The organism is Synechococcus sp. Tobar12-5m-g (genome assembly GCF_024345415.1).
GTDB lineage: Bacteria > Cyanobacteriota > Cyanobacteriia > PCC-6307 > Cyanobiaceae > Regnicoccus.
Map to the genome: position 1 here is coordinate 1 of NZ_JAGQBB010000013.1, position 25,979 is coordinate 25,979.

A 25,979-nucleotide genomic window follows, 5' to 3' on the forward strand; every position below is an offset into this window, starting at 1 on the left:
ATCTGTTGGCTCGTCAGTGGTGCCGGCATCACCAGGGCCATGCGCATCGGCCCCAGGGTCAGCAGCCCCGCTCCCAACCGGCCAACGAGCTTGTCGCCAACCGGTCAACCTGATTGTCGCCGGACAGGTGAGATTTAGATAACTTTGCGATAGAATTCATAGAGGTTGCATGATCCCTGTACTTCGTGGCTTTCGTGGACCGCTCAACGGTCAGAAGACTCATCAACCTTGGCAAAGCAAACCGTCGCGAAGTGAAGCACTATGTCAAAGAAACAGAAGAAAGCCTGCGTACTGATCCCAACTCCTGAAGAGGATCAGGCGATTAATGCTGCTGCCTTGTCTGATCCTGATGCCCAGCCGCTTACCGATGAGCAGCTCCAGGCCATGGTCCCGCTTCGATTATTGAGAGGGTGCCTAAAGTCACCAGAAAAAGCAGTTGGTCTCTATCAGATATAGCCCTGAAGTTCTGCACTATTTCAAGAGCTTTGGCGTTGGCTGGCAGGCCCGGATGGACGCTGCCCTCAAGGAGTACGTCACGAATCATCCTCTTCGTGATGCAGAGGAGGTCTAACGTTGGACTTAGTCGCTGCGCGGCAGATTCAACAGTCCGTGAAAACTCTCATTGCTTCACTCTTTACTATTCCGATACTTCCACATTCGCAGTGAGCACCCTCACACCACGATCAGCTCAAAGCCAACGACAGTCTTCATGAAGCCATGGGGGCTATGGAGCAGGTACTCCTGCTTACCAGCCACGTCAATCATGAAGAAAACCTGAAAAACGGCCGGACTAATCTGCGGTAGGCCCTGCCCCCGGAGCCCCAGAGTTGCGGGCATGTCCAACTGTGGATAAGATCGTGCGCATCCACGATCTTATCCATATTCGTTATGCTGTCTCTCTAAATCGTCATTTCATTGCTTTCATCTATAGTGCCTATCAGCAGACAAGAAGATGTCCAATCCGATAAAGCAGCTACCATGAGTTTCATCTGTATAATCTAGTATTCAGGTATTGACGATGAGAACAAGTTTCTTTAAAGCTAGTATCTGTATTCCCCTGGGAATAGGATTTTTGCTGGCAGCTTGTGATGGCTCTAGAACAGCATCATCAGTTCAAGAACTACCAATATCTCAACAATCGATCCCCCCTACTACTCCCACATCGCCACCCATAGAAGCAGGCGTGAATATTCGTCCAAAAACTTTATCTGCCCAACTTCCACAAGATAAAACCAGTGCTGGGCAAACTAGATCGGATCAAAAGGGCATTGCTCAAGTTTGGGTTCCAGCAGGATGTTTTCAGATGGGGAGTGACCCTAAAAAAGATCCGCAAGCTCAGCCCAATGAACAACCTCAGCACGAAGCTTGCATCACAAAGGGCTTTTGGCTTGACCAGTATGAAGTTACGAATGCAGCTTTTCAACAGTTCATTGTGAATGGGGGCTACACGAAACGCGAACTTTGGTCTGATGCAGGCTGGAAATGGAAAGGAAATCGCACTCAACCTGAAGATATTGAAGATTTTACAGCTCCGCAGCAACCCCGTGTCGGTATCAACTGGTACGAAGCAGAAGCTTATGCAAAATGGCGGGGCGGGCGATTGCCAACTGAAGCGGAATGGGAATACGCGGCACGTGGAGCTACAGGAACGATCTATCCTTGGGGAGATTTTTATCAGATTGGATGGGCAAACGTTAACGAAACCAGTGTTGGTGGGCAATTGCGAGGTAAAACTTTACCCGTAGGTAGTTTCCCAAATAGCAGGAGCTGGGTTGGAGCTTTCGATATGGCTGGAAATGTTTGGGAATGGACCTCGAGTTGGTACGCCGCAAATTACTACCAACAGCGCGTAAAGAACGATCCGGTTGGAGCCGAACGTGGAGAGCTACGAGTTGCTCGGGGCAGTTCCTGGTATCTGGATCCATCCAATGCTCGCTCTGTAACTCGTCGCGATCGCCCTTTTGTTTTAGAAACAGTTTCTGGCATCCGAGTTGTGAGTCCAATTCAGTAATCAAATAAAATTTCACATCACAAACTTGCAAGAGCATAACAATGCCCATGCACACCGACCGTTCAAAGGTTATTTATGAGTATCCAAAGCTATCTGCGGCGGGTCGGTGATGGGGCAACGTAAGAAGGATCAGAGGAAAGCCGCAAGGGCCGCCGTCTTGACGTCCTGACGTCAAAGCGCTAATGTTGACGAATGGATGAGAGGAAACGGGCCACTATCTACTTCGACGCCGATGTTCATCGTGCACTGCGCCTAAGAGCTGCTGCATGTAACCGCTCAATATCGGACATGGTAAATGAAGCAGTGCGCATGACATTGGCCGAAGATGCTGATGATTTGAGAGATGCTGACGAGAGGCAAGCTGAGCCAAGCTCTAGCTTTGAAGAGTTTGTCACAAGCCTAAGAGATAGTGGCCGAATATAGCCTCTCAATTAAGCCATCAGCCGCTAAAGAACTACAGGCGCTATCAGACAAGACGACGTTAGCAAGATTGATTGAGAAGATTAAATCACTGGCAACTCAACCTCGGCCATTAGGGTCTGAAAAGCTAGCGGGCAGGCCGAACCTTTATCGTGTCCGTCAAGGGAAATATCGGGTCATTTACTTCATCGATGATCAGTCGCTTGTTGTCGACGTTGTTAAGGTTGGCCACAGAAGAGATGTCTACCGATGAGTGGACCTTCTGACATCAAGATACAGAAGGCGGGAGAGGCGGAAATCGGCAATGCCCAAGTTCGCTCGCCCGCTTCTGATCTGGATCGTTTAGCAAGCTCTAGCCATCCTTTCGCACCATCCTTCCAACCAACCCCTCGCAACAAACCACTCCCTTCATTCCTCCCACGAGCCGCCCTAGGATTGATGGACAGTTGGCTGTTGGGGCACTCTTCCGTCTCGTTCATCACCGCCGGTGCATTGGTCTGCCCGTGTGGCGATCGATTCGTGGCTGCCAGCTCCGCAGTTCAGCCAAGCCCTGCTCCTTGAGACCCGTGCACCCCGCATGAGGCCGGACCGCTGGACCCTGGCGTGATGGCTGCCCTCAGGGCTCAGGGGCTGCTCCGGCCATGATCAACCGCTTCGGCTGTGCCTGCTTGCCCCTGTTGGGCGCGCTGGTTGCGGGATGCTCCCCTGCCCAGCAGCCGCCCCTCCAGGGGCCAGGGCTCGCCCCTCCTGGTCCCCATGGAGCGGGCCCGCAAGGCAGCCGCTGAGGTGGAGGCCAAGCAGCAGCAGGAGAAGGCGGTGATGGAAGCAGGCCGCTGAATCAGCTCCCGCCCGCCTCCCGCTGCCGCTCGCAGGGGAACGTCTCGATCGTCCCCCTGCTGCGCTGGAACCGGGGCCGCTGGGGATCCTCCAGGCTCCACCACCACTGGCCGTCGGTGTAGCTGGGCGCCCCGGCGTTGTTGGTGCGCGGCAGCTGCAGCGACACCCCCCGCCAGCGCAACACCACGAACGCCCCCGGCACTGTGCCGGCCGCCTGGTTGGGAATGCCCACCGCATCCACCGCCCCGTTGTTCGCCAGGGCCTCCAGGGGGTCGCCGCCACAGATGTAGGAGCTGGTGGTGGCCGCGAAGGCAGGGGAAACCAGGTTGATTCCGGCGGGGATCAACCCGAGCGGCACGACCGTCAGCAGCGCCAGCAGCATCAGCCGCCACACCCAGCCAGCCGCTCGCAGCCCCATGTCCCGTTTCCCCTCCGTTTGCCCCCATCCTGGGCGCAAACCAAGGCTGCTGCAGCCCAGGCCTACCCTGCTGCCATGACCGGCTCCTCCCTCTCCCCGATCACCACCCAGCTCGGCCAGCTGGGTCTGGGCCAGCAGCCCTGGTGGGTGGAGCAGTGGATGGAGCTGATCAACTCCTACCGCTACAAGAAACGGCTGGAGCGCGCCTGGGACTATGCCCGCTCCGGCAATGTGCTCTCGATCCGCTTCGAGGGGCGGCGGGTGCACGCCCGCGTCCAGGGCACCGAGGCGGAGCCCTACAAGGTGAAGCTCTGGCTCGACACGCTCACCGACGAAGACTGGGGCTTCGTGCTCGAGGCGCTGGGCCAGAAGGCCCGCTGGTCGGCCCAGCTGCTGGCCGGTGTGATGCCCCAGGACATCGAGCGCGCCTTCGCCGCCAGCGGCAAACGCCTGTTCCCGTTCAAGTTGCAGGAGGTGCGCAGCGAGTGCTCCTGCCCCGACAAGGCCAACCCTTGCAAGCACATCAGTGCCGTCTACTTCCTGATGGGGGATCGCTTCAGCGAAGACCCCTTCGTGCTGTTCCAGTTGCGCGGCCGCAGCCGCGGCCAGTTGCTGGCCGATCTGGCGGTGCAACGGCGCGAACTGCTGGCCAGCCGCGCCGCCGCCGCCCGGGCCGATCAACCGGCTGGCGGCCCTGCTCCGCATCCGGTTCATGGCGCCATCACCGATCCGAGCCGCTGGTGGACCTACGCCGCCGCCCTCGACCCCGATCTGGTCGTGATCACCCCGGCCATGGAGGGTGAAACGGGCCTGGATGAAGCCGGCGACCTGCCCCTGGCCGCAGAACCCCGCTTCCCGGAGGCCAACCGGCTGTTCATCGAGCAGCTCAAGGCCCAGGGGATGGAGATGGGGCAGTTGGCGATGGCCCAGGCCATGGGTGCCGGCTCCTGAGCCGTTGCCACCGGAAGCCCCCTGGCTGAGCCCTGCCGCGGTGGGCCTTGCCGTTGAGTTGCTGCAATCGCACCGGAGCCTGTTTGGCCGGCCCCTGATCGCCTGCCGAAGCCCCGACCCGCGCCAGCTTGCCCAGGAACTCTTCAACGCCCCCACCGTGGTGCTGGCCCACGACGGCGGCGCCGATCCACGCCTGATCTATGCCAATGCCGCCGCCCTGCGCCTCTGGCGCCGCCCCTGGAGCGCGATGGTGGGCATGCCGTCGCGGCTCACGGCCGAGCCCGGTGAGCGTCAGGCGCGGGCGCAGATGCTGAACGACGCGCTCCGCCAGCAGGCGATCCGTGGCTACACGGGCATCCGCGTTGACAGCGCCGGCCGCCGCTTCGAGATCGAGAACGCTCGCCTCTGGAGCCTGCCCGCCCTCCACGGCCATGGTGTCGGCCAGGCCGCCGCCTTTTCCAGCTGGGCCTGGCTCTGAGCGCCCCTGGCCTTCACCGGATCGGTTCTCCCCACCGAAGGGTGGTGGCGACCGAATCAGGGGAGGAGCGCCGTACCGAAGGGGTCGGTTCTTGCGCTGTTGGATCCTATCCAAGCCGGTCAATCTGATTTCACGGGCGAGACGATCGCCCGTCCATTCCCATCACGGCTTCCTGCCAACGAACGACAGAAGCTGACGATCCACACCTCAGCCAACTTCTGGAGGACCCCACCATGCTGACCCTGCGCCAATCCCCCTTCGATCTGTTCGAGCGTCTTGAGCAGCAAGTGCTCAACGCCGAGCGGGTGCCCGCCGCCGAAGTGCACGAGAACGACCAGGCCTACACCATTGTTCTTGAGCTTCCCGGCGTCGACAAGGAGTCGATCGAGGTCAAGGCCACCGATCGCACCCTGCTGATCAGCGCCCAGCGCCGGAGCGAATCCCATGCCTCCGCCTCGGCCCAGGACCAAGCCAATGGCGGCGAAGCCAAAGGCGAAGTCGCCAAGGTGACGCCCCGCCCGGCCCCGATCCACAGTGAGTTCCGTTACGGCACCTGGAGCCGCAGCTTCACCTTCCCCGGTGGCCTCCAGCGTGATGGTCTCGAGGCTCACTTCCGCGACGGCCTGCTCACCGTCACCGCGCCGAAGGCCCAGACGCTCACCACGGTGAACGTCAAGGTGGAAAGCTGATCGTTAGCAACGACCCTGACGAACGAGAATCGAGGACAGCCCTGGCCTTTCGGCCGGGGCTTTTTCATGCCCTCAGCCAGCGCGTCGCGCTGAGAACCGGCCTCACTCCGTGTCGTCGTGGGCGAAGCGGCTGTAGAGGAAATCGAGGGCCTGGTTGCGCAGATCGTAGTAGAGGGGATCCTCCATGATCTCCTCGCGGTTGCGGGGGCGAGGGAAGGTGATGTCGAGGATTTCGCCGATCTTGGCGGCCGGTCCGTTGGTCATCATCACGAGGCGATCGGCGAGGAACAGGGCCTCATCGATGTCGTGGGTGATCATCAGCACGGTGCACTTCTGGGTGTTCCAGATGGTGAGCAACTCCTCCTGCAGTTCCTCCTTGGTGATCGCGTCGAGGGCCCCGAACGGTTCATCCAGGATCAGCACCTCGGGGCGGATTGCCAGGGCCCGGGCGATCGCCACCCGCTGCTTCATGCCACCGGAGAGCTGGGGGATCTTCTTGTCGGCCGCCTCGGTGAGCCCCACCATGGCGAGGTGCTCGCGGGTGATCTCGCGCTTCTCGCGCTCCGGCAGATCCGGTTTCACCGAATCGATCGCCAGATACACGTTCTCGTAGGCGCTGAACCAGGGCAGCAGGGCGTAGCCCTGGAACACCACCATGCGGTCGGGGCCGGGCTTGGTGATCGCGCTGCCGTGCAGCACCACGCGGCCATCACTGGGGGTGGCGAAGCCCGAGACCATGTTGAGCAGGGTGGATTTTCCGCAACCGGAGTGGCCGATCACGCACATGAACTCGCTTTCGTTCACGCTCAGGTCGATGCCGTCGAGCACCGGGTAGGGCCCCTTGGCGGTGGGGTACACCTTGCTGACGTTCTCGAAGCGCAGGAAGGCTTCGGCCGGGGGTGCGGCGAGCCCCGGCAGGGGCGGCTGGATCAGGGTGGACATGGGCACGTGCGGGGGTGGGCTGACGAGACGGGTGGGAAGCAGGCCGTGACGGGGTGGGGTCTCAGCTCCGGCGCGGCGGCGCCAGGGGGATTTCGGCAACGCTGAAATCGCGCTTGATCGTCTGGGCGTTGAGATAACTGATCGGGTCGTCGGCGTTGAAGGGCTGGCCGTCGAATAGATGGATGCCCTGGCGCTGATAGCTGATTGCCTCCAGACCCAGTTCGCGGGCAGCGGTGCTGAACACCCCCACCTGGCAGACCCGCTCCAGGATCTCCACCCAGTTGCGGGGCAGGGGGATCTCACCCCAGCGGGCCATCTGGGTCATCATCCAGAGGTGCTCGGTGCGGCTGGGTCGGTTGAGACCCTCACCGAAGAACAGGTGGTGGGGCGTGGCCCCCTCGCTCTCGGGCCCGCCCCGGTCGACATCGGCGCTGGCTTCGCTGAAGCGGATCAGCTCCGGCTTGATGCCGAGGTAGCGGCGATCGCTGAGGAGATTACTAAGTTCGGCCCAGTGGGCAGGATCGGCGCAGTACTGGCAGGCCTCCAGCAGGGCCTTGGTGAGGGCGATGTGGGTGTTGGGGTAGGCGATGGCCCAGTCCTCCCGCAGGCCCAGAACCTTGCCGGGGTGACCCGGCCAGATCGCCAGGTCGCCCGCCACGGCGATGCCGTGGCCATCACGGATGGCGCGATCCAGCCAGGGAGCCCCCACGCAGTAGCCGTCGATGCTGCCGTCCTTGAGATCAGCGAGCATCTGGGCCGGCGGCAGGGCCTGCAGGTGCACGTCCTTGTCGGGGTCGATGCCGTTGGCGGCGAGCCAGTAGCGCAGCAGCAGGTTGTGCATCGAGGCCTCGTGCACGATTCCCATCGTGTGGGGCTCCCGCTCATGGCTCTTGAGGTAAGCGCGGTAGTCCTCCACGGTGCGCACCCCCTGCTCCGCCAGGCGACGACCGAGGGTGATGCCGTTGCCGTTGCGGCTGAGGGTGAGGGAGGTCACGATCGGCAGCGGAGCGTCGCCATGGCCGCCGGCGGTCATCCAGGTGGGCATGCCCGCTGGCATCAGCGAGGCATCGAGGGTGCCGTCCACCAGGCCATCGACGATGCCGCGCCAGCTGGTTTCCCGGATCAGGCTCACTTCATCAAGGCCGTGCTTGGTGAACAGGCCATGGGCCTCGGCCACCGCCAGGGGCGCGCTAGCCGCCAGGGGTAGGAAGCCCAGATCCAGGTTCACCTTCTCAAGACCGTGGCGCGCCACCACCTGGTGGGGCCGGGCCCGCCACTGCTTCACGCGCTTCTGGCGGTTGAGGAAATAGATGATCTCGGAACGCAGGCTGTAGTAGCTGGGGTGGTGCACCACCTCCAGGCGGGCCCGGGGGCGGGGAATGTCCACCTCGAGGATGCCGCCGATCTTGGAGCCCGGACCGTTGGTGAGCATCACGATGCGGTCGGAGAGCAGCACCGCCTCGTCCACGTCGTGAGTCACCATCACGGCGGTGAGGGCGTTCTCGTTGCAGATCTGCATCAGCTTTTCCTGCAGATTGCCCCGGGTGAGCGCATCGAGGGCACCGAACGGTTCATCGAGCAGGAGCAGCTTGGGGCGGATCGCCAGGGCCCGGGCGATCGACACCCGCTGGCGCATGCCGCCGGAGAGCTGCTGCGGCAACTTATCGACCGCCGGGCCCAGCCCCACCATCTCGATGTGCTCCTGCACCACGGCGTCGCGCTCGGCTTTGGACAGATCGCCCATCACCTCATCGACGGCCAGGCCGATGTTCTCGCGCACCGTGAGCCAGGGCAGCAGCGAATAGTTCTGGAACACCACCATCTTGTCGGGGCCGGGGCGCTTCACCGCCTCCCCCTCCAGCAGCACCGTGCCTTCGCTGGGGAGATCCAGGCCGGCGATCATGTTGAGCAGGGTGGATTTGCCGCAGCCGGAGTGACCGATCAGGGAGATGAACTCCCCCTTGCGGATCTCCAGGTCGATGCCCTTGAGGGCCAGGTAGGTGCCGCCGCCCTTGAGGGCGAAGCTCTTGTCGATGGCGCGGACATCCACCAGGGAAGGGGACGAGATGGTGGTCATGGCTGGGTTCTCCTGAGCAAGGGCCTGAATGGGTAGAGCCGGAATGGACGCCGGAATGGAAGGCGGGCCAGGTTCGAACGAATAGCGTTCGGTGGATGTTCTGTGGTCATTGGCCGGCGGAGATGCGGGTCTGCAGCCAGGCCATCAGGCGATCGAGCACCAGGCCGATGGCGCCGATCCAGATCACGCCCAGCACGATTTCACCCACGTAGTTCTGCTGGTAGGCGTCCCAGATGAAGAAGCCGATGCCTACGGTGCCGGGCATCACGATTTCAGCGGCGATGATTGCCAGCCAGGCCAGGCCGATCGAGATGCGCAATCCGGTGAAGATGTAGGGGAGGGCCGAAGGGATCAGCACCTTGGTGAAGAAACGGCGGCTCGACATCTGCAGCACCAGGGCCACGTTGCGGTAGTCCTGGGGGATCTGACGCACCCCTTCAGCGGTGTTGATCAGGATCGGCCACACAGCTGTGATGAAGATCACGAAGATCGCCGCCGGCTGGTTCTTCTGAAACAGCACCAGGGCGATCGGCACCCAGGCCAGGGGTGCAACCATGCGCAGGAACTGGAACAGGGGATCGAAGGCTCGGTTGATGCCGGGCTTCAGGCCGATCGTGATGCCCACGCCGATGCCGACGAGAGCCGCCAGGGTGTAACCCTGGGCCACGCGGCCGAGGCTGGCCATGGTCTGCCAGAACAGGCCCTTGTCGAGGCCGCCGCGGTCGTAGAAGGGATAGAAGATCAGGTTGCGGGTGCGCTCCTCGGTAAACAGGCTGGTGGGGGCCGGCAGGGCGATCAGGCCTGTCATCGAGAGGATCTGCCACACGAGCAGGAAGCTGCCCACGCCCAGGAAGGGCGGCAGCCAGTTGCCGGTGCTGCGCAGCAGCTTGCTGAAGGGATTGGTGGACGCACCCTTGCGGGTGGTGTTGATCGAAACCATGAAGAGTGCTCGGGAAGAGGTGGCGGCGAACGTGGGCTGGGAATGCAGGACCTCAAGGAAGTCCGGCGATGATGGGGTGGAGGCCGGAAAGGTAGCGTCTCCGGATGCCCTCCCTTGGGATTCGGTGGCGATGGATCCCTACTTCTTTATCTTCAAGCTGTTGAGATAGGCCTGGGGATTCTCCGGGTCGTAGGTGATCCCGTCGAAGAAGGTTTCCTTGCCGCGGCTGGAGCCGGTGGGGATCTCGGCGGCGGGGAGCCCCAGCTCCGTGGCGGCCTGGCGCCACAGATCCTCACGGGTCACCTTGTCGTTGATCGCCTTGGCCTGCTCGATCGAACCGACCGTGCCAGGGTAGAACTTCCAGCGCAGCGATTCCAGCAGGAACCACAGCGTGAGGCTCTTGTAGGGGTAGGAGATCACGCCGCGATCACTGGCCCAATACAGCGGCCCCATGGCGGGATCGTTCTGGGTCTTCATGTCAGCGCCGAGCTTGTACTGCCCCTTGAGCGCCGCCTCCAGGATCGGCGTCGGGATGTTGTACCACTTGCGCGAACTGAGGATCGAGGCCACCTCGCTGCGGTTCTCGGCCTTGTCCATCCATTGCTGGGCTTCGATCAGTCCCTTGAGCAGGGCAACGGTGGCCTTGGGATGTTTGTCCACCCAGTCGGCACGTACGGCCAGGTATTCCTCCGGGTGCGCCTTCCAGATCTGGGCGGTGGTGGCGGCCAGGTAGCCCTTGTTATCTGCAACGATCCGGGAGGGCCAGGGATCGCCGGTGGAGAAGGCTTCCATGCTGCCGTTGGTCATGCCCTGCAGGGTTTCGGTGGCTGGCACGGTCAGCAGCTCCACGTCGGTGTCGGGGTTGACGCCACCGGCTGCCAGCCAGTAACGGATCCAGAGATCCTGGTTAGCCTTCGGAAAGGTGTAAGAGGCGCGGAACTTGCGCCCTTCCTTCTTGGCGAAGTCCTGGAAGAACGTCCCTGCCGCCTTGACGTCGTAGGTGAGATTGGCGTCCTTGACGCTGTTGGCGGCGGCGATGCCGTTCCCCTGGCTCATCAGCATCGCCAGGACATACATCGGCACCTTGCGGCCATTGGTGAGGGCACCCTCGCTGATCATCTGGGGCATGGGCATCTGCCACTGGCCGCCATCGATGCCGCCGCCGGCCGAGCCGAGCACCACGTTGTCGCGGGCGGAGGGCCAGCTGGCCTGCTTGGTGAGCTTCACATCGAGGCCATGCTTGGCGAAGAAGCCCCTCTCCACGGCCACCACAAGCGGCGCGGCTTCCAGGATCGGGATGAAGCCGAGGCTGATCGTGTTGGTCTCGAGGCTGGCGTCGGCGATGACCGCTGCGGGTTTACCGGCGGTGCCGCCACCGGGTTCGGGTGGGTTGCCCAGGCAGCCGGCGAGCAGGGAACTGCCCAGCACGGCACTGCCCATCAGGGCGAGAAAACGGCGTCGTCTCGTCATTGGGATTTGGGTAGGGAGAACATTGGCGACGACTGGATTTCAGGTCCAGGATTTCAAGGCTTGATCGGAGCCAAGATCACGAAGAATTACGGCCAGGCGGATAAGGATGGGTGGCCGAATGGGTGGCCCTAGGGATGGATCATGGGTCACCGTTGCGGCGGTCGAGAGGACTTAAAGGGTGTGCGAGGCTGTTGGGTGTTTTGGTAACGCAGGATTGCGAATAGCACCGATCAGCCAGGCCAATCAATCATCGAATGTTGCCCTGGAGCGGCGGCTTCACCATCGAGTTCGTTGATCGAGCAGGTCGGGCCAGGCTCAGCTCAGCGGATCAGTCCTCGTTCAGGTGCCTCACCCGCGCCGACATCTGCCCTTCCGGGTCGACCCCGACGAAGGTGGGCGGCAGCCAGACCCGCACCACCAGCAGAACGGCCATGGCCATCAGGAAGGCGCACACCGCCAGGATCTGGCGCCAGTCGGTTTCGAGCACCCCCTTGACGATCTCCTCCCGCAGGGCCGAGACGATGGCGATCTCCACCGACACCCCGATCGAAACCCGCTGCTCCTGCAGATAGATGATCAGCAGGCGGAAGAGCTCCACCAGGATCAGGATGTAAAGGATGTCGGCGGTGACCTCATGGAACTGGGGCGCCTCCAGCAGCGCCCGGAAGATCGAGCGCAACTCCAGCACCATCACGCAGAAGAGGCCCACGCAGAGGCAGATGGCGATCAGATCCTGAATCGACTCCAGGGCCTGAACGATCTGGACCCGGCGGAACTGCTGGTGCCAGGGCACTCCAGGCGGGCTGAGTTGGCCTTCTGGTCTGATGGCTCGCGTCATGGCGGTGAGTTCATGGTGGGGTTGAGAGAGGCAGCGATGGGATGGCACCACAGTCTGGGATTCCAGGGTGAGCTGAAGGTTCCGGACCGAGAGGCTGTGCGTCATGATTCATGGCCAGTGGTGGAGAAGAAGGGGCGCAGTCTGAAATGAATCAATCAACTCCCGGGGAGAAAAAGCCACCAGCGGCCCTCGAACTGCCCCATCGGAATGGAAGCCGTGCCTCCATGGTTCGATCCCTGCTGACAGCGGCGCTTGGGGATGGCTTGAACCTGTTCCCGCCGCCAGCAAGTTCTAGGGAGAGTGTGTGGTGATGACCCTGGCTTGGTAGTGCGGAACGCTAGGGAATGGCTTCGACTTTTGGTGAGGGCCCGCCACAGGATCCACAATCCAGGTGATAAGCGGTCGTGATTGGATGACGCCAAAGCGTGAGCGCCCCCTGGAGGCTGAGCGAACCGGTCTGGACTGGATGACTCCGGGTCGAGAAGTGAGTCTGGCCACCCGCCACGGCAAGGAGAGGGCGATGGCCAGGCCGTTCCGCAAGGCACTGGGGACGGAGCTGGTGCTCGCCGCCGGCTTCGACACCGACAGCCTCGGCAGCTTCAGTGGCGAGCGCCCCCGACCGGCGGACGCCGAAACCACCTGCCGCCTCAAGGCCGAGGCGGGCATGGACGCCACCGGCCTGACCCTGGGCCTGGCCAGTGAAGGCAGCTTCGGGCCCCATCCCTCCCTCCCCTTCCTGCCCCTGGCGATCGAGTGGATGACCTGGGTGGATCGGGACCGGAACCTGGTGATCACCGAACGGCTGGTCGGCTGCCGCACCAACTTCGCCCATTGCAGCGCTGCTCCAGGCGCGGAGCTGGGTCCCTGGCTGGATCGGATCGGCTTTCCCACCCACGCGGTGATCGTTCGGCCCCACCAAGCTGGCGCCGAACCCTTCCTGCGCAAGGGCCTCCGGGCTGAAGCCGAGCTGCGGGCGGCGATCGAGCAGGCCAGCCGCCGCTCCGCCGATGGCCTGGCCCTGGTCGAAACGGACATGCGCGCCCACCGAAATCCCACCCGGATGGCCGCGATCCGCCGCCTGGCCTTCCTGCTGGTGCGCCGGATCGCCAGCGCCTGCCCGGCCTGCACCAGTCCGGGCTGGGGGCGGGTGGATGTGCGCTCGGGGTTGCCCTGCAGCTGGTGCGGCAGCCCCACCCCCCTGGTGCGCCACGAGGTTTTCGGTTGCGTCAGCTGCTCCCACACCGAGGAGCGGCCCCGCCCCGATGGGTTGGGCCAGGCCAATCCGCAGCACTGCCCGCTCTGCAATCCCTGAGCGGCTTTCCCCTATGGGAGCCATCAGGGAGGCCAATCAACCGGGGGCTTCCCCGGGGGGCAACAGCACCAAAGAAAACGGAGGGGCTTTCTAGAGTTGACCCATCCGCAGAGTCGTCGATGAGCGCCGCCACCGCTGCCCCGCCCCGCCTCTCGCTGCAGTGCGAGGCGATCGCCCCCGACACCACCACGATCCGCTCCCTCGACTGGGATCGCAGCCGCTTCGACATCGAATTCGGCCTGCGCAACGGGACCACCTACAACGCCTTTGTGGTGCGGGGCGAGCGCACTGCCCTGATCGACACCAGCCACCTGAAATTCGCCAGCACCTGGCTGCCGCTGCTGGAAGAGCAGATAGATCCCCTGGCGATCGATCACCTGATCGTGTCCCACACCGAACCCGACCATTCGGGCCTGATCGGTCACCTGCTGGAGCGCAACCCCGAGATCGAGATCGTGGCCTCCAAGGTGGCGATCGCCTACCTGGCCGACCAGGTGCACCGACCCTTCCGCAGCCGGGCGGTGAAGAGCAGTGAGGAGCTGGATCTGGGCACCAACCCGCAGAGCGGCGTGGCTCACCGCTTCGAATTCCTCAGTGCCCCCAACCTGCACTGGCCCGACACGATCTTCTCGTTCGATCACGGCACCGGCATCCTCTACACCTGCGATGCCTTCGGCCTCCATTACTGCAGCAATGACGTCTTCGACGTGGACCCCGGCGCCATCGCCCCCGACTTCCGCTTCTACTACGACTGCCTGATGGGTCCCAACGCCCGCAGCGTGCTGCAGGCCCTCAAGCGCATGGACGGCTTGCCGCCACTCACGATGATCGCCACCGGCCACGGGCCGCTGCTGCGGGAGCACCTGGGCCTCTGGATCGGTGACTACCGCGACTGGAGCAGCCAGCGCAGCGCCGGAGAAACCTACGCGGCCGTTTGCTACGTGAGCCAGTACGGCTTCTGCGATCGGCTCAGCCAGGCCCTGGCCCGGGGCATCGGCAAGGCGGAGGCCCAGGTGCAGCTGGTGGACCTGCGGGCCACCGATCCCCAGGAGCTCGCCGCCTTGATCGGGGAAGCCAGCGCCGTGGTGGTGCCCACCTGGCAGGCCAGTCCTGATGGGGATCTGCAGCAGTCGATCGGCACCCTGCTGGCGGCCCTCAAGCCCAAGCAGTGGGTGGCCGTCTACGACGCCTATGGGGGCAACGATCTGCCGATCGACAGCGTCGCCGCCAAGCTGCGCAGCCTCGGCCAGAAGGAAGCCTTCATTCCTCTGCGCGTGCGCCAGGTGCCCGACGCCAGCGACTACCAGCGCTTCGAGGAGGCCGGCACCGATCTCGGCCAGCTGCTCACCAAGGAGAAAACCATTGCCGCCATGAAGGCGATCGATGGCGACCTGGACAAGGCCCTGGGTCGGCTCAGTGGCGGCCTGTACATCGTGACCGCACGCCAGGAGGAGCGCAGCAGCGCCATGGTGGCCAGCTGGGTGAGCCAGGCCAGCTTCGAGCCGCCTGGCCTCTCGATCGCCGTCGCCAAGGACCGGGCGATCGAAGCGCTCATGCAGGTGGGCGACCGCTTCGTACTCAACATCCTCCAGGAGGGCAAGGCGCAGGATCTGCTGCGCCACTTCCTGCGCCGCTTCCCCCCCGGCGCGGATCGTTTCGCCGGCATCGCCACCCTCGACGGGGTCGCCCGCGGTGGCCCCGTGCTCAGCGATGCCCTGGCCTACCTCGGTTGCCGCGTGGTGCAGCGCCTGGAGGCCCCCGATCACTGGATCATCTATGCCGAAGTGGAGGAGGGCACCGTGGCCAACAGCGAGGGCACCACCGCCGTGCACCACCGCAAGGTGGGCAACCACTACTGATGACCGACACCACCTTCAAGGCTGCCGCCGCGCCGGCCGAGAGCGGCGAGCGCCGCGTCATCGTGCTGCCGATCGAGCCGGGACTGGTCTGCCTGCGGGGTCTGAGCCCGAAGCGGCTGCGTTTCGAGGTGGAATACGGCCTCGAGCGGGGGACCACCGCCAACACCTTCCTGTTCCGTGGTGGCGAATGCGAGGGGCGACCGGTCGGTCCGGTGCTGGTGCATCCTCCGGGGCAGTCGTTCGCGGCTCCCTTCCTCGAGGCCCTGGCCCAGCAGCTGGAGGGCCCAGGCCGCGCCAGCGCCGGTCACCAGGATCCGCCCCTGCGGCTGGTGGTGGGTTTTGTCAACCCCAACCGGGCTGCATTCCTGCGCCAGCTGGCGGAGCGCTGGCCCGATCTCGAGCTGATCGCCTCCAACGCCGGCGCCAAGCTGGTCGAGGAGCTTTGGCAACAGCGCAAACCAGGCTCCGCCCCGTCCAACCCTGAGACGGCCGCGGCTGATCCGGACCCGGGTCCTCCCCTGCCGCCGATTCGAATCATCAAGGGGGAGGAGGTGCTGGAGTTGGGGCACGGCCACCGGCTGCGGTTGATCCCGGTCCCCACCCCCCGCTGGCCCGGCGCCCTGGTGGCCTTCGAAGAAAGCAGCGGCCTGCTGATCAGTGGAAAGTTCTTCGCCGCCCATCTCTGCAGCGAGCCCTTCGCCGAGCCCAACCGCAGCAGTAGTGAGGAGGATCGCCGCCACTTCTACGACTGCCTGATGGCGCCGATGGCCCGCCAGGTGGAAACGGTGGTGGACCGGCTCGAAGCGCTGCCGATTCGCACGATTGCCCCCGGCCACGGCCCGGCGATCAGCGAGAGCTGGCGCAGCCTCCTGGCCGACTACCGCCGCTGGGGCGAGAGCCAGGGCAAGGCCAAGCTGGCGGTGGCCCTGCTCTATGCCAGTGCCTACGGCAACACCGCCGCCATCGCCGATGCCCTCGCCCAGGGGGTGTCCCGCACCGGTGTGCGGGTGGAGAGCGTCAACTGCGAGTTCGCCACCCCCGAGCAGCTCCTGGAGACCATCCGCAGCTGCGACGCCTTCCTGATCGGCTCCCCCACCCTGGGGGGCCATGCCCCCACCCCGATCGTCTCGGCCCTGGGAACCCTGCTCTCCGAAGCCGACCGCACCAAGCCCGTGGGGGTGTTCGGCAGTTTCGGCTGGAGCGGAGAGGCAATCGACCTGCTCGAGAGCAAGCTGCGCGATGGCGGCTTCCGCTTCGCCTTCGAGACGATCCGGGTGAAATTCAGCCCCGACGGCCCCACCCTCCTGCGCCTGGAGGAAACCGGCACCGCGTTGGGGCGGGAGCTGCTCGGCCGGCAGAGCCGCCAGAAGCGGATTGCCGCCGGCGGCCTCAGTGAGAGCCGCAGCAATCCGGCCGTGCTGGCCCTGGGGCGGGTGGTGGGATCGCTCTGTGTGCTCACCACCCGCAAGGGCGAAGGGGCCGAGGCCCTGGGTGGGGCGATGGTGGCCAGCTGGGTGAGCCAGGCCAGCTTCACCCCTCCCGGTTTCACGGTGGCTGTGGCGAAGGATCGGGCCGTGGAGCTGCTGCTCCATAGCGGCGACCGCTTCGTGCTGAACGTGCTGGCCCAAGGCCGCCAGCAGGGCCCGATGAAGCAGTTCCTGCAGCCGTTCGAGCCGGGCGCCGATCGGTTCGCCGGCCTTGAGCTAGACTCCAGCCCTTCCGGCCAGCCCGTTCTGCCCGAGGCCCTGGCCTGGCTGGAGGCCACCGTGAGCCAGCGGATGGAATGCGGCGACCACTGGCTGCTCTACGCCCAGGTGAGCCACGGGGGCCTGCTGGATCCGGCCGCCCTCACGGCGGTGCACCAGCGCCGCAGTGGCGCCAACTACTGAGCCAGGCCCAAGGGCCCTTCCTCAGCGGGGCAGGGGAACAGTGGGGAGGGGCGAGCGGGCCTGCCGGAAGCAGGGGGCCTCAAACAGCTGGCGCTGGCTGAGGATGTCCACCTGGGGAGGAGCCCCTGGCTTGCCATAGCGCAGCACGAAGATCTGGTCGAAATCCATCGCACCGATCGGGGGCATCGAGGGCCAGCCCAGCCCACGGGCCAGTTCGGGCATCCTGCGGTGCTCCCAGAACAGCACCACGTTGCCGTCTTGGTAGGCCGGTTGGCTGAGGATGTCTTGTCCAACCTGGAAGGAGTCCTCCACTGAGGATTGGGCAATGGAAATGTTGACCCCAGTGGCCACCCCCAGGGGCACGGCACTCTGGTAGCTGCGGGCGTTCTTGCTGGTGAGCGGATTGAGGAAGAACGTGCGGATGTGGGTGGGGGTGCCGAAGCAGGCGGGGATCAATCGGGCCAGGTTGATGGACTGCAGGAAGCCGTGGACCGAGAGGTTGTAATTGCCATCGCCGGAGCCCACCTTGTCGCCGTGGCGCAGCAGGATCACCTGGCGGGGGGTGGCTGCGGCGGAGTTCAGGTCGGTGAAGCCCAGCGCCAAGGCCAACAGTGCCTGGCAGGTCCGGCGTGTGGAGCAACGGTGGAGGGCCATGGGATCCCGGCGGCGGATGGGGCCTTGGGCAGTCGCGGACAGATCTACCTCACCCCCATGGTGACGCCCACGACGGCCAGCCCCCCAAAGGCAGCCTTTAACTGTCGATGTCCACAACCGGGCTAAGTCGTAGTCATTCCGACTTCGTGTAAGCTTTTCGGCACCCTCCCCCCCCTTCCCATGGACCTCTCAAAGCCCGGCACCCTCGCCAACCTGGAAGCCGCCTTCGGCGGCGAGAGCATGGCCAACCGCAAATACCTCTTCTTCGCCGACGTGGCCAGGCAGCTCGGCAACCCCGAACTGGCCAAGCTCTTCCGTGACACCGCCGCCCAGGAGACCGAGCACGCCTTCGCCCACTTCCGCCTGCTCCATCCCGAGCTGGTGGTGGCCGACCCCGCCGCCCTCTCGGAGGCCGAGAAGCAGACCGTGCTCAGCCGCTGCCTGGAGCTGGCGATCGAAGGCGAAACCTACGAGTACACCACCATGTACCCGGAATTCGCCGCCCAGGCCCGCACCGACCGTGACGGCGGCGCCGAAGCCGAGTTCAACGAGCAGATCGCCGAATCCGCCGAGCACGCCGGCATCTTCCGCCGGGCCGCCAGCAACTTCGGCCGGCTCACCCCGATCGAGCACCACCACGCCGATCGCTACACCGTGGCCCTCGAAGCCCTGCAAGGCCAGGGAACCGCGGGGGAAGGGGAGCCCGTGGCCGGCCAGTGGATCTGCAAGGTCTGCTCGATGATCTACGACCCCGCCATCGGCGATCTGGATTCCGGCATCGTCGCCGGCACGCCGTTCGAGGCCATCCCCGACGACTGGTCCTGCCCGATCTGCGGCACCCGCAAGGCCAACTTCATTCCCTACCGGGAGCCGGCCCTGCTGGCGGTCTGAGGTCGGGCTCACCGCAGGACACCGTCTGGTGAAAGCGGCTGAAATCCAGCTCCCGGCTGTCCGCCCGGTCGACGACGATGTCGGCGAAGCGGGCATTGAGGCGCAGATCGGCGGGCCGGTAGGTCCAGCGGGCATGGACGGGACCCTGCACGGTTTCGTCCATGCCCTGGAAGGCCACCACCAGCTCGCCATGCCGGGCGGCGATCGTTTCCGGTGTGTGCCCGTGCAGGGGGCTGGCGGCATCGATCGGATGCATCACCGTCCACATCAACTGGAACAGGATCGACTGGTCGCGGTGCAGGGCCAAGGGCAGCATCCGCCGCATCATGAAGCCCTCGCTGCTTCTCTCCTCGAGGGCCAGGAACGCCCGCAGCCTTCCCTCCAGGATGCTGTGGCGGTGCACGTTGGCGATCCGGAAGGTGAGCATGGGCACGCCGTTCCAGGGCTGGATCGTGGCCACTTCGCTGAACAGGATGCGGGCGCGGCTGCGGGAGAAGCGGGCGAAGGCCAGGCCGGTGGTCAGGGCGATGAACACCAGCCCCACCAGGGCTTCGAGCGTCACCAGCAGGTTGATCGCCAGGCTGGCGGGGTGGAGCACCCCGTAGCCGATCGATCCGAGGGTCTGGACGCTGAAGAAGAAGGCCTCGGGGAAGCCCGCCACGGTGCCCTCGGGCATGCCGCCGATGCCCCGCGCATCCAGGAGAAACAGTAGGGCGAAGGCCAGGTTGAGCAGCAGATAGCTGGCGGCGATCAGCAGCAGGAAGCCCGGCCAGGGCACCGCCAGCATCAGGTGGTAGGGCTCGCGCCAGTGCTGGCGCCAGGTGTCGAGCTTCTCGGCCCGGAAGCCACCGCCGTCCCGGCGCTGCAGCCGCAGGGAGCGGGGCACGGGGGGCCGGCGGCTAGGGGATCGGAGAAGCAAGCGCCGGAACAGGTTGGCCATCAGCTGCGCGGCGCGGCCACACCCCAGGCGTGAAGGCTGTCAAGCACCGGGATCAGGCTTCGCCCCCGGGACGAAAGCCGGTATTCGACCCGCGGCGGCACCTCGGGGAACACCTGACGCTCCACCACCCCATCGGCCTCCAGCTCCCGCAACTGGCTGGTGAGCACCTTCGGGCTCACCCCCGCAAGGGCCCGTTGCAGATCGGAGAAGCGCCTCACCCCGCCGAGCAGCTCCCGCAAAATGGCCAGTTTCCATCGGCCCCGCATCACCCGCAGGGCCAGCTCGGCCGGACAGTCGTCGTGGTTCTGGCCGTCGAGGAAGCTCTGGGGCTGCGCCATGGCCTTGGGCTCCGTCATCGTTACCAACCGGTGCGTTGGGCACATTCTGGTGCGTTCTTGTGGGAATCCCCCGCGGGCAGCAGAGTTCAGCCACTGCCGTGCAGGCCCTCCGGATCCGCCATGACCGCTGACCTGTTCACCCCCCTGACGCTCGGCCCCCTGGAGCTGCCCAACCGGGTGCTGATGGCGCCGCTCACCCGCTCCCGGGCCGAGGAGGGCCATGTGCCAGGGCCATTGATGGCCGAGTACTACGGCCAGCGGGCCTCGGCCGGCCTGATCATCGCCGAGGCCACCATGGCGATGGAGGGGAACTCCGCCTTCATCCGCGAGCCCGGCATCCACTCGGCCGCCCAGGTGGAGGGCTGGAAGCTCAGCACCGAAGCGGTGCATGCCAAAGGGGGGCGGATCGTGCTGCAGATCTGGCACGGGGGCCGCGCCTGCCATCCGGTGCTCAACGGCGGCCGAACCCCGGTGGCCCCAAGCGCCCTCGCCATCACCGGCGATGAGATCCACACCCCCGAGGGCAAGAAGCCCTATGTGGTGCCCCGGGAGCTGGCCGACGAGGAACTGCCCGCCATCGTGGAGGGGTTCCGCCTGGCGGCCCGCAACGCCATGGCCGCCGGCTTCGATGGTGTGGAAGTGCATGGCGCCAACGGCTACCTGCTCGATGAATTCCTGCGGGATGGCAGCAACCACCGCTCCGGCCCCTACGGCGGCCCGATCGCCAACCGGGCCCGGCTGCTGCTGGAGGTGATCGAGGCGGTGCGCCGCGAAGCCGAGCTGGTGGGGCTGCGGATCTCGCTGCTCAACAGCTACAACGCCATGGTCGACAGCGATCCGGTAGGCCTCGCCTCCTGGCTGGCCGAGCGGCTCAACGACACCGGCCTCACCTTTCTGCATGTGATGCGCGGCGACTTCTTCCAGCAGCAGCAGGGTGACGTGCTCACCCCTGCGCGCGAACATTTCAAGGGCGCGCTGATCGCCAACATGGGTTACAGCGGGGAGGAGGCCAACGCCGCAATCGGCTCCGGCGCCATCGATGCGGTGGCCTTCGGCAACGCCTTCCTGGCCAACCCCGACCTGCCCGAGCGCCTGCGGCGTGGAGCTCCGCTCCATACCCCCGATCCGGCCACCTTCTACAGCCCGGGCCCCGCCGGCTACACCGATTACCCGTTTCTGCCATGACCACCACCTCCCCCACCGCCCGCCGCGGCCAACCGGCCCCGGGCCCCGTCTTCCGGGCCGCCACCGATCGCTTCCACAGCAGCCTCGACTGGCTGGATAGCTGGCACAGCTTCTCCTTCGCCAACCACCACGACCCCGCCTGGATGGGCTTCGGGCCCCTGCGGGTGATTAACGACGACACGATCGCCGCCGGAAAGGGCTTCGGCATGCACCCCCACAGCGACATGGAGATCATCACCGTGATGGTGGAAGGGGAACTGAGCCATCGCGATTCGATCGGCAACGGCGCGGTGCTGAGGGCCGGCGAAGTGCAGCGGATGAGCGCCGGCACCGGAATCGTCCACAGCGAGATCAACCAGGGAGCTGTGCCCTGTCGGCTGCTGCAGATCTGGATCGAGCCCAGCAGCCGCGGACTCCCCCCCGCCTACGACCAACGGCCTTACCCGATCAGCGCCGGCTGGACCCCGCTGATCGATCCCGACGGCTGCGATGGGGCCATGGCGATCCACCGTCCGGTGCGGCTGTGGCGGGCCAGCCCCAAGCCCGGCAACAGCCTGACCCTGCCCCTGCTGGCCGGCCAAACCGGCTGGATCCAGCTCATCGATGGCGAGCTGGAGTTGGAGCTGGGGGGCAGCCTCCAGCAGCTGGGTCGGGGCGATGGCCTGGGCTTCCACGCCAAGGCCACAGGGACGCTCACGGCCTCGGCGGCCGGTGCCGATCTGCTGCTGTTCGAGCTCGCCTGAGCTCCCCGGCTGGGCCTGGCGCACCGTCCTCGCCAGCACCGCCCTGGCAACAGGCCCCCGGTCCGTTGATCGGTGCATGCCGAAGCGGCCTTTCTCTGTGTGTCCGGTAGCACCTTCTGATGGGAACGGCCTGAAAAATCGCTGAGAGGGTATCAAAAGGCATCCGACGATGCGGCAGTGTGCCGCAGGACCCTTTGGAGTAGGCCTGAGCGTTCCTCTGCATGCCATGGCCCAGGTCCGTCAGTTTCCTGATCCCAGACTGTTGGAGATTCTCCCGGGCGGTCGCGAGCCGGGCCGCCGTTGGGTGGTGCGTTATCGGGGGTTCGTGCCCCTTCCCCAGCCCGATCTCACCTGGCTGGTCCGGCCTGAGCGCAGCCCGATGGGCGTGTTGCCCTTCCGAACCCCGGCCAACTCCCTCGATGATGTCAAAGCCCTGGTGGACTGGCGGCTGAATCAGGCCGCCTGAGGTGGGGTTGGCGTGGGTGCCGATTGAAACGGCAGCACCAGCGTGACCCAGCGGTCGGGTCGCTCCGGCCGGGCCCGACGGGCCTGACGCACGCCGAACGGCACCCGCACCACGTTGGTGCCCTCGACCCGGAAGGTTTCACCACGGGAATGGCAGTGGGCCAACGAACCCCGCACGGGGGGCAGCTCCGGACCGCGGCGGCTGGGGGTTCCGGAATTGTCGCCGATGGTCAGGCTGCTGAGGGTGAGGGGCGCCCGGTCCGGGCGCCCAGGGGGGGGTGAGGTGGTGCCGTCGTTGTCGTTCATGACCCCGAAAGGGAAGCGGCCGGAAGGGGAGGGGAGAATGCACTCCATTCCCTTGTTGCCGCGAATGTAACGCCCTTTCGGCCAACCGGGTAGCTTTCGTCGCCACCATCCATTCCGGCCGGAAAAGGGACGAGCCGATACCGACACACCAACAGCCCAGCGTTACACCGACGTCGGCAGGGCCAACTCCTCCACCGAGGGGCAGGTGCAGACCAGGTTGCGATCGCCATAGGCATTGTCGATGCGGGCCACGGCGGGCCAGAACTTGTTGTTCCGCTGGCCATCGCCGGCCGGGAAGGCTGCCTGGCTCCGGCTGTAGGGCCGCTCCCAGACATCGGCGGTCACCGCCGCCAGGGTGTGGGGGGCCCGGCGCAGGGGGTTGTCGCTCGGATCGGCAGCGCCCGATTCGATCGCGGCCGCCTCGGCGCGGATCGCCACCATTGCCGAGCAGAACCGCTCGATCTCCTGCAACGACTCGCTTTCGGTGGGCTCCACCATCACCGTGCCCGCCACCGGCCAGCTCACGGTCGGGGCATGGAATCCGTAGTCCATCAGGCGCTTGGCCAGGTCATCCACCTCCAGGCCGGCGCTGCGCTTGAGCGGGCGCAGATCGAGGATGCATTCGTGGGCCACCCGGCCGCCGGCGCCGCGGAACAGCACCGGGTAGTGGGGCTCCAGCCGCTCGGCGATCAGGTTGGCGGCCAGCAGGGCGACGGCGCTGGCCTGGCGCAGGCCGGCCCCACCCATCATCCGCACATACATCCAACTGATCGGCAGGATGCCGGCGCTGCCCCAGGGCGCCGCTGACACCGGTCCGATCGCCTGATCTCCCGGCCCCGGCAGAAAGGGCACCAGGTGGGCCTCCACCGCGATCGGCCCGACGCCAGGGCCACCGCCACCGTGGGGAATGCAGAAGGTCTTGTGCAGGTTGAGGTGGCAGACATCGGCGCCGAAGCGGCCGGGCTTGGCCAGTCCCACCTGGGCGTTGAGATTGGCGCCATCGAGATACACCTGGCCGCCGTGGCGGTGCACCACATCGCAGAGGCGGCGGATGCCGGTTTCGAACACGCCGTGGGTGGATGGATAGGTCACCATCACCGCCGCCAGGGATGCTGCGTGGGTCTGGGCCTTGGCCTCCAGATCCTCCAGATCGATGTTGCCGCCTTCGTCGCAGGAGACAGCCACCACCTTGAGGCCGGCCATCACGGCGCTGGCGGGGTTGGTGCCATGGGCGCTGGTGGGAATCAGGCAGATGTTGCGATGCCCCTCGCCCCGGCTGCGGTGCCAGGCCCGGATCACCAGCAAGCCGGCGTACTCCCCCTGGGAGCCGGCATTGGGCTGGAGCGACACGCCGGCAAATCCGGTGCAGGCGGCTAACCAGCCCTCCAGGTCGGTCACCAGCTTCTGGTAGCCCAGGGTCTGGGAGGCGGGGGCGAAGGGGTGCAGCTGGGCGAACTCCGGCCAGCTCACCGGTGCCAGTTCGGCGGCGGCGTTCAGCTTCATCGTGCAGCTGCCCAACGGGATCATGCCGTGCACGAGCGAGAGGTCTTTGGCCACCAGCCGCTGGATGTAGCGGAGCAGTTCGGTTTCGCTGCGGTAGCGATGGAACACCTCCTGGCCCAGCCAGGGCCGCCGCCGCAGGGGCAGGCCGGCCAGCAGATCGGCCTCCAGCCCGTCGGAGCCCCCAGCGGCGGCTTCCAGCTCGGCCATCAGGGCCGCGGCAGCGGGCCGGACCGCTCCAGCGGCGGCAGTGGATCCGCCGGCGAACAGGGCCAGAAGCTGGTCGAGTTCAGCGCTGTCGGTGCGTTCATCAAGGCTGATCGCCAGGCCACTGGGCCCGGAGCTGCCATGGGCCTGGGAACCGGGATCGGTCGGCAGCGGCCGCAGGTTGAAGCCCGCCGCCTCGGCGCCGGCCAGCAGCTCAGCCGCCGCCGGTGTGCGCAGGCAGAGGGTGTCGAAACCTGGCCCCGGCTCGACAGCAAAGCCCAGCCGCGCCAGGCCCAAGGCCAGAGCGGCCCGTTGCAGCAGCACCTGGCGGGCGATGGCGGCCAGGCCGCCTGGGCCGTGGTGCACGGCATAGAAGCTGGCCATCACCGCCAGCAGCACCTGGGCGGTGCAGATGTTGCTGGTGGCCTTGTCGCGGCGGATGTGCTGCTCGCGGGTCTGCAGGGCCAGGCGCAGGGCGGGGTTGCCTTCGGCATCCACCGACTGGCCCACCAGACGGCCGGGGATCTGGCGCTGGTGCGCCGCGGTGGTGGCGAAGAAGGCGGCGTGGGGCCCGCCGCAGCCGAGCGGCACGCCGAATCGCTGGCTGCTGCCCACGGCGATGTCTGCGCCGAGGTGGCCGACCGGCTCCAGCAGCACCTGGGCCAGGGGATCGATCGCCACGGTGACCAGGGCCCCGGCGGCGTGGGCGGCGGCGATCAGCTCGCGGGGATCCCAGAGACGGCCGCTGCTGCCGGGCAACTGCAACAGAACCCCGAACAAGTCGCTGGCTTGGCCCTCGGCGGCGGTGGCTTCGAGCCCTGAGCCGGCCGGATCCATCGTCTCCACCAGGATCCCCAGCGGCTCCGCCCGGGTCTGGAGCACGGCCAGGGTCTGGGGCAGCACGTCACCGTCCACCAGGAAGCGCCTGGCCTCGGGACGCTTGCAGGCGCCGTAGCTGAGGGCCATCGCTTCGGCGGCGGCGGTGGCCTCATCCAGCAGGGAGGCGTTGGCGATCGGCAGGCCGGTGAGCTCGCTGATCAGGGTCTGGAAGTTGAGCAGGGCCTCCAGGCGCCCCTGGGCGATCTCGGCCTGGTAAGGGGTGTAGGCGGTGTACCAGCAGGGGTTCTCCAGCACATGGCGCTGGATCACCGCCGGGGTGGCGGTGCCGTGGTACCCCAGACCGATCAGGCTGCGGCGCACCTGGTTGGCGGCGGCGATGCCGCGCAGCTCGTCGAGGGCCTGGGCTTCACCGACCCCCTCGGGCAATCCCACCGCCGCCTCGGAGACCGGCAGCAGGATGTCGGCCGGCACCACCTCCGCCACGAAGCTTTCGAGGTCGGCGCAGCCGAGTTCCGCGAGCATCTGGGCCTGCTCCGCCGCCGATGGGCCGATGTGGCGCTGCAGGAATGGCGAGCTCGGCGCGGTGTCGCTGGGATCCAACGCTGCAGGCGCTTCGACTGGGGGAAACGGGGAGAGCTCGGCGGCCAGGGCTGCGGGTGCTGAAGTCATGGCAGGGCGGCCGCTCCGGATTGGCGCAGACTTTAGGGAGATTCAGCCGGCCGAAAGGGCGTCATCCCGACCAGCACGGGCGTTCACGGACAATCCCCGCTGCTCAGGTC

General features: G+C 65.8%; 26 protein-coding genes. 14 read left to right on the forward strand and 12 right to left on the reverse strand.

Translation table 11 applies throughout. The annotated features are described in order from the left end of the window. Window positions 1–436 precede the first annotated feature (436 nt). On the forward strand, window positions 437–571 hold the full coding sequence (locus KBY66_RS15885; RefSeq protein WP_399225185.1) for a BrnA antitoxin family protein: 135 nt from the start codon (window positions 437–439) through the stop codon (window positions 569–571). 101 nt (window positions 572–672) lie between these two features. Here KBY66_RS15885 and KBY66_RS09360 read toward each other — a convergent pair whose 3' ends face one another. After that, window positions 673–837: a hypothetical protein gene (locus tag KBY66_RS09360; protein WP_255089046.1), complete on the reverse strand. Its 165-nt coding sequence runs from the start codon at window positions 835–837 to the stop codon at window positions 673–675. A 181-nt stretch (window positions 838–1,018) separates the two neighbouring features. On the opposite strand from KBY66_RS09360, the gene KBY66_RS09365 reads away from it, so the two are divergent. The 3 genes from KBY66_RS09365 (at window position 1,019) to KBY66_RS09375 (ending at window position 3,268) form a co-directional block, all read left to right on the forward strand. Next, complete coding sequence (locus KBY66_RS09365) at window positions 1,019–2,011, forward strand: formylglycine-generating enzyme family protein (protein WP_255089047.1); 993 nt, start codon at window positions 1,019–1,021, stop codon at window positions 2,009–2,011. A gap of 409 nt (window positions 2,012–2,420) precedes the next feature. Continuing rightward, the gene (locus tag KBY66_RS09370; protein ID WP_255089048.1) at window positions 2,421–2,684 is read left to right on the forward strand and encodes a type II toxin-antitoxin system RelE family toxin; all 264 of its coding nucleotides are present in this window, start codon (window positions 2,421–2,423) and stop codon (window positions 2,682–2,684) included. A gap of 437 nt (window positions 2,685–3,121) precedes the next feature. Then, window positions 3,122–3,268, forward strand: coding sequence for a hypothetical protein (locus KBY66_RS09375; protein WP_255089049.1), 147 nt, complete (start codon window positions 3,122–3,124; stop codon window positions 3,266–3,268). 1 nt (window position 3,269) lies between these two features. Here the strand turns inward: KBY66_RS09375 and KBY66_RS09380 are convergent, their stop codons facing one another. Continuing rightward, a complete protein-coding gene (locus KBY66_RS09380; RefSeq protein ID WP_255089050.1) occupies window positions 3,270–3,686 on the reverse strand; it encodes a hypothetical protein in 417 nt (138 codons plus the stop codon). 75 nt (window positions 3,687–3,761) lie between these two features. Between KBY66_RS09380 and KBY66_RS09385 the strand changes: the two genes are divergently transcribed. The 3 genes from KBY66_RS09385 to KBY66_RS09395 all read left to right on the forward strand — a co-directional run bounded on the left by KBY66_RS09385 (window position 3,762) and on the right by KBY66_RS09395 (window position 5,804). Next, window positions 3,762–4,637, forward strand: a complete 876-nt coding sequence (locus tag KBY66_RS09385; RefSeq protein WP_255089052.1) for an SWIM zinc finger family protein — start codon at window positions 3,762–3,764, stop codon at window positions 4,635–4,637. Window positions 4,638–4,641: 4 nt separating this feature from the next. Beyond that, the gene (locus KBY66_RS09390; RefSeq protein ID WP_255089053.1) at window positions 4,642–5,115 is read left to right on the forward strand and encodes an MEKHLA domain-containing protein; all 474 of its coding nucleotides are present in this window, start codon (window positions 4,642–4,644) and stop codon (window positions 5,113–5,115) included. A gap of 233 nt (window positions 5,116–5,348) precedes the next feature. After that, window positions 5,349–5,804, forward strand: a complete 456-nt coding sequence (locus tag KBY66_RS09395) for an Hsp20/alpha crystallin family protein (RefSeq protein WP_255089055.1) — start codon at window positions 5,349–5,351, stop codon at window positions 5,802–5,804. A gap of 102 nt (window positions 5,805–5,906) precedes the next feature. Here the strand turns inward: KBY66_RS09395 and KBY66_RS09400 are convergent, their stop codons facing one another. From KBY66_RS09400 to KBY66_RS09420, 5 genes are all read right to left on the reverse strand, one after another. Then, complete coding sequence (locus KBY66_RS09400; RefSeq protein ID WP_255089056.1) at window positions 5,907–6,746, reverse strand: nitrate ABC transporter ATP-binding protein; 840 nt, start codon at window positions 6,744–6,746, stop codon at window positions 5,907–5,909. Between the two features lie 61 nt (window positions 6,747–6,807). Then, entirely contained in the window at window positions 6,808–8,823 is a 2,016-nt protein-coding gene (locus KBY66_RS09405; RefSeq protein ID WP_255089058.1) for a nitrate ABC transporter ATP-binding protein, read from the reverse strand. Between the two features lie 106 nt (window positions 8,824–8,929). Continuing rightward, a complete protein-coding gene (gene ntrB, locus KBY66_RS09410; protein ID WP_255089060.1) occupies window positions 8,930–9,763 on the reverse strand; it encodes a nitrate ABC transporter permease in 834 nt (277 codons plus the stop codon). A 138-nt stretch (window positions 9,764–9,901) separates the two neighbouring features. Continuing rightward, complete coding sequence (locus tag KBY66_RS09415) at window positions 9,902–11,233, reverse strand: CmpA/NrtA family ABC transporter substrate-binding protein (protein ID WP_255089061.1); 1,332 nt, start codon at window positions 11,231–11,233, stop codon at window positions 9,902–9,904. A 328-nt stretch (window positions 11,234–11,561) separates the two neighbouring features. Continuing rightward, window positions 11,562–12,071 carry a phosphate-starvation-inducible PsiE family protein gene (locus KBY66_RS09420; protein ID WP_255089150.1) on the reverse strand — a complete coding sequence of 170 codons (510 nt, stop codon included), beginning with the start codon at window positions 12,069–12,071 and terminating at the stop codon, window positions 11,562–11,564. A gap of 412 nt (window positions 12,072–12,483) precedes the next feature. Between KBY66_RS09420 and KBY66_RS09425 the strand changes: the two genes are divergently transcribed. From KBY66_RS09425 to KBY66_RS09435, 3 genes are all read left to right on the forward strand, one after another. After that, window positions 12,484–13,383: a DUF6671 family protein gene (locus KBY66_RS09425; protein ID WP_255089062.1), complete on the forward strand. Its 900-nt coding sequence runs from the start codon at window positions 12,484–12,486 to the stop codon at window positions 13,381–13,383. Window positions 13,384–13,502: 119 nt separating this feature from the next. Further along, window positions 13,503–15,242 carry a diflavin flavoprotein gene (locus tag KBY66_RS09430; RefSeq protein ID WP_255089064.1) on the forward strand — a complete coding sequence of 580 codons (1,740 nt, stop codon included), beginning with the start codon at window positions 13,503–13,505 and terminating at the stop codon, window positions 15,240–15,242. Next, a complete protein-coding gene (locus KBY66_RS09435; RefSeq protein WP_255089065.1) occupies window positions 15,242–17,131 on the forward strand; it encodes a diflavin flavoprotein in 1,890 nt (629 codons plus the stop codon). Before KBY66_RS09430 ends, KBY66_RS09435 begins: the two co-directional genes overlap by 1 nt. Window positions 17,132–17,152: 21 nt before the next feature. Here KBY66_RS09435 and KBY66_RS09440 read toward each other — a convergent pair whose 3' ends face one another. After that, on the reverse strand, window positions 17,153–17,785 hold the full coding sequence (locus KBY66_RS09440; protein WP_255089066.1) for a hypothetical protein: 633 nt from the start codon (window positions 17,783–17,785) through the stop codon (window positions 17,153–17,155). 180 nt (window positions 17,786–17,965) lie between these two features. Between KBY66_RS09440 and KBY66_RS15735 the strand changes: the two genes are divergently transcribed. Next, entirely contained in the window at window positions 17,966–18,676 is a 711-nt protein-coding gene (locus tag KBY66_RS15735) for a rubrerythrin family protein (RefSeq protein ID WP_315855499.1), read from the forward strand. Here KBY66_RS15735 and KBY66_RS09455 read toward each other — a convergent pair. Further along, the gene (locus KBY66_RS09455; protein WP_255089068.1) at window positions 18,639–19,616 is read right to left on the reverse strand and encodes an ion channel; all 978 of its coding nucleotides are present in this window, start codon (window positions 19,614–19,616) and stop codon (window positions 18,639–18,641) included. The genes KBY66_RS15735 and KBY66_RS09455 overlap by 38 nt on opposite strands. Continuing rightward, window positions 19,616–19,972, reverse strand: a complete 357-nt coding sequence (locus KBY66_RS09460; protein ID WP_255089070.1) for a winged helix-turn-helix transcriptional regulator — start codon at window positions 19,970–19,972, stop codon at window positions 19,616–19,618. Before KBY66_RS09460 ends, KBY66_RS09455 begins: the two co-directional genes overlap by 1 nt. Before the next feature lie 102 nt (window positions 19,973–20,074). Between KBY66_RS09460 and KBY66_RS09465 the strand changes: the two genes are divergently transcribed. The 3 genes from KBY66_RS09465 to KBY66_RS09475 all read left to right on the forward strand — a co-directional run bounded on the left by KBY66_RS09465 (window position 20,075) and on the right by KBY66_RS09475 (window position 22,348). Then, window positions 20,075–21,139: an alkene reductase gene (locus KBY66_RS09465; protein WP_255089071.1), complete on the forward strand. Its 1,065-nt coding sequence runs from the start codon at window positions 20,075–20,077 to the stop codon at window positions 21,137–21,139. After that, window positions 21,136–21,882, forward strand: coding sequence for a pirin family protein (locus KBY66_RS09470; protein ID WP_255089073.1), 747 nt, complete (start codon window positions 21,136–21,138; stop codon window positions 21,880–21,882). Before KBY66_RS09465 ends, KBY66_RS09470 begins: the two co-directional genes overlap by 4 nt. Window positions 21,883–22,144: 262 nt before the next feature. Further along, complete coding sequence (locus tag KBY66_RS09475) at window positions 22,145–22,348, forward strand: hypothetical protein (RefSeq protein ID WP_255089074.1); 204 nt, start codon at window positions 22,145–22,147, stop codon at window positions 22,346–22,348. Here the strand turns inward: KBY66_RS09475 and KBY66_RS15740 are convergent. Further along, window positions 22,336–22,653, reverse strand: coding sequence for a hypothetical protein (locus KBY66_RS15740; RefSeq protein WP_315855500.1), 318 nt, complete (start codon window positions 22,651–22,653; stop codon window positions 22,336–22,338). The genes KBY66_RS09475 and KBY66_RS15740 overlap by 13 nt on opposite strands. 162 nt (window positions 22,654–22,815) lie before the next feature. Next, entirely contained in the window at window positions 22,816–25,722 is a 2,907-nt protein-coding gene (gene gcvP / locus KBY66_RS09485) for an aminomethyl-transferring glycine dehydrogenase (protein ID WP_399225191.1), read from the reverse strand. Window positions 25,723–25,979: the final 257 nt, after the last annotated feature.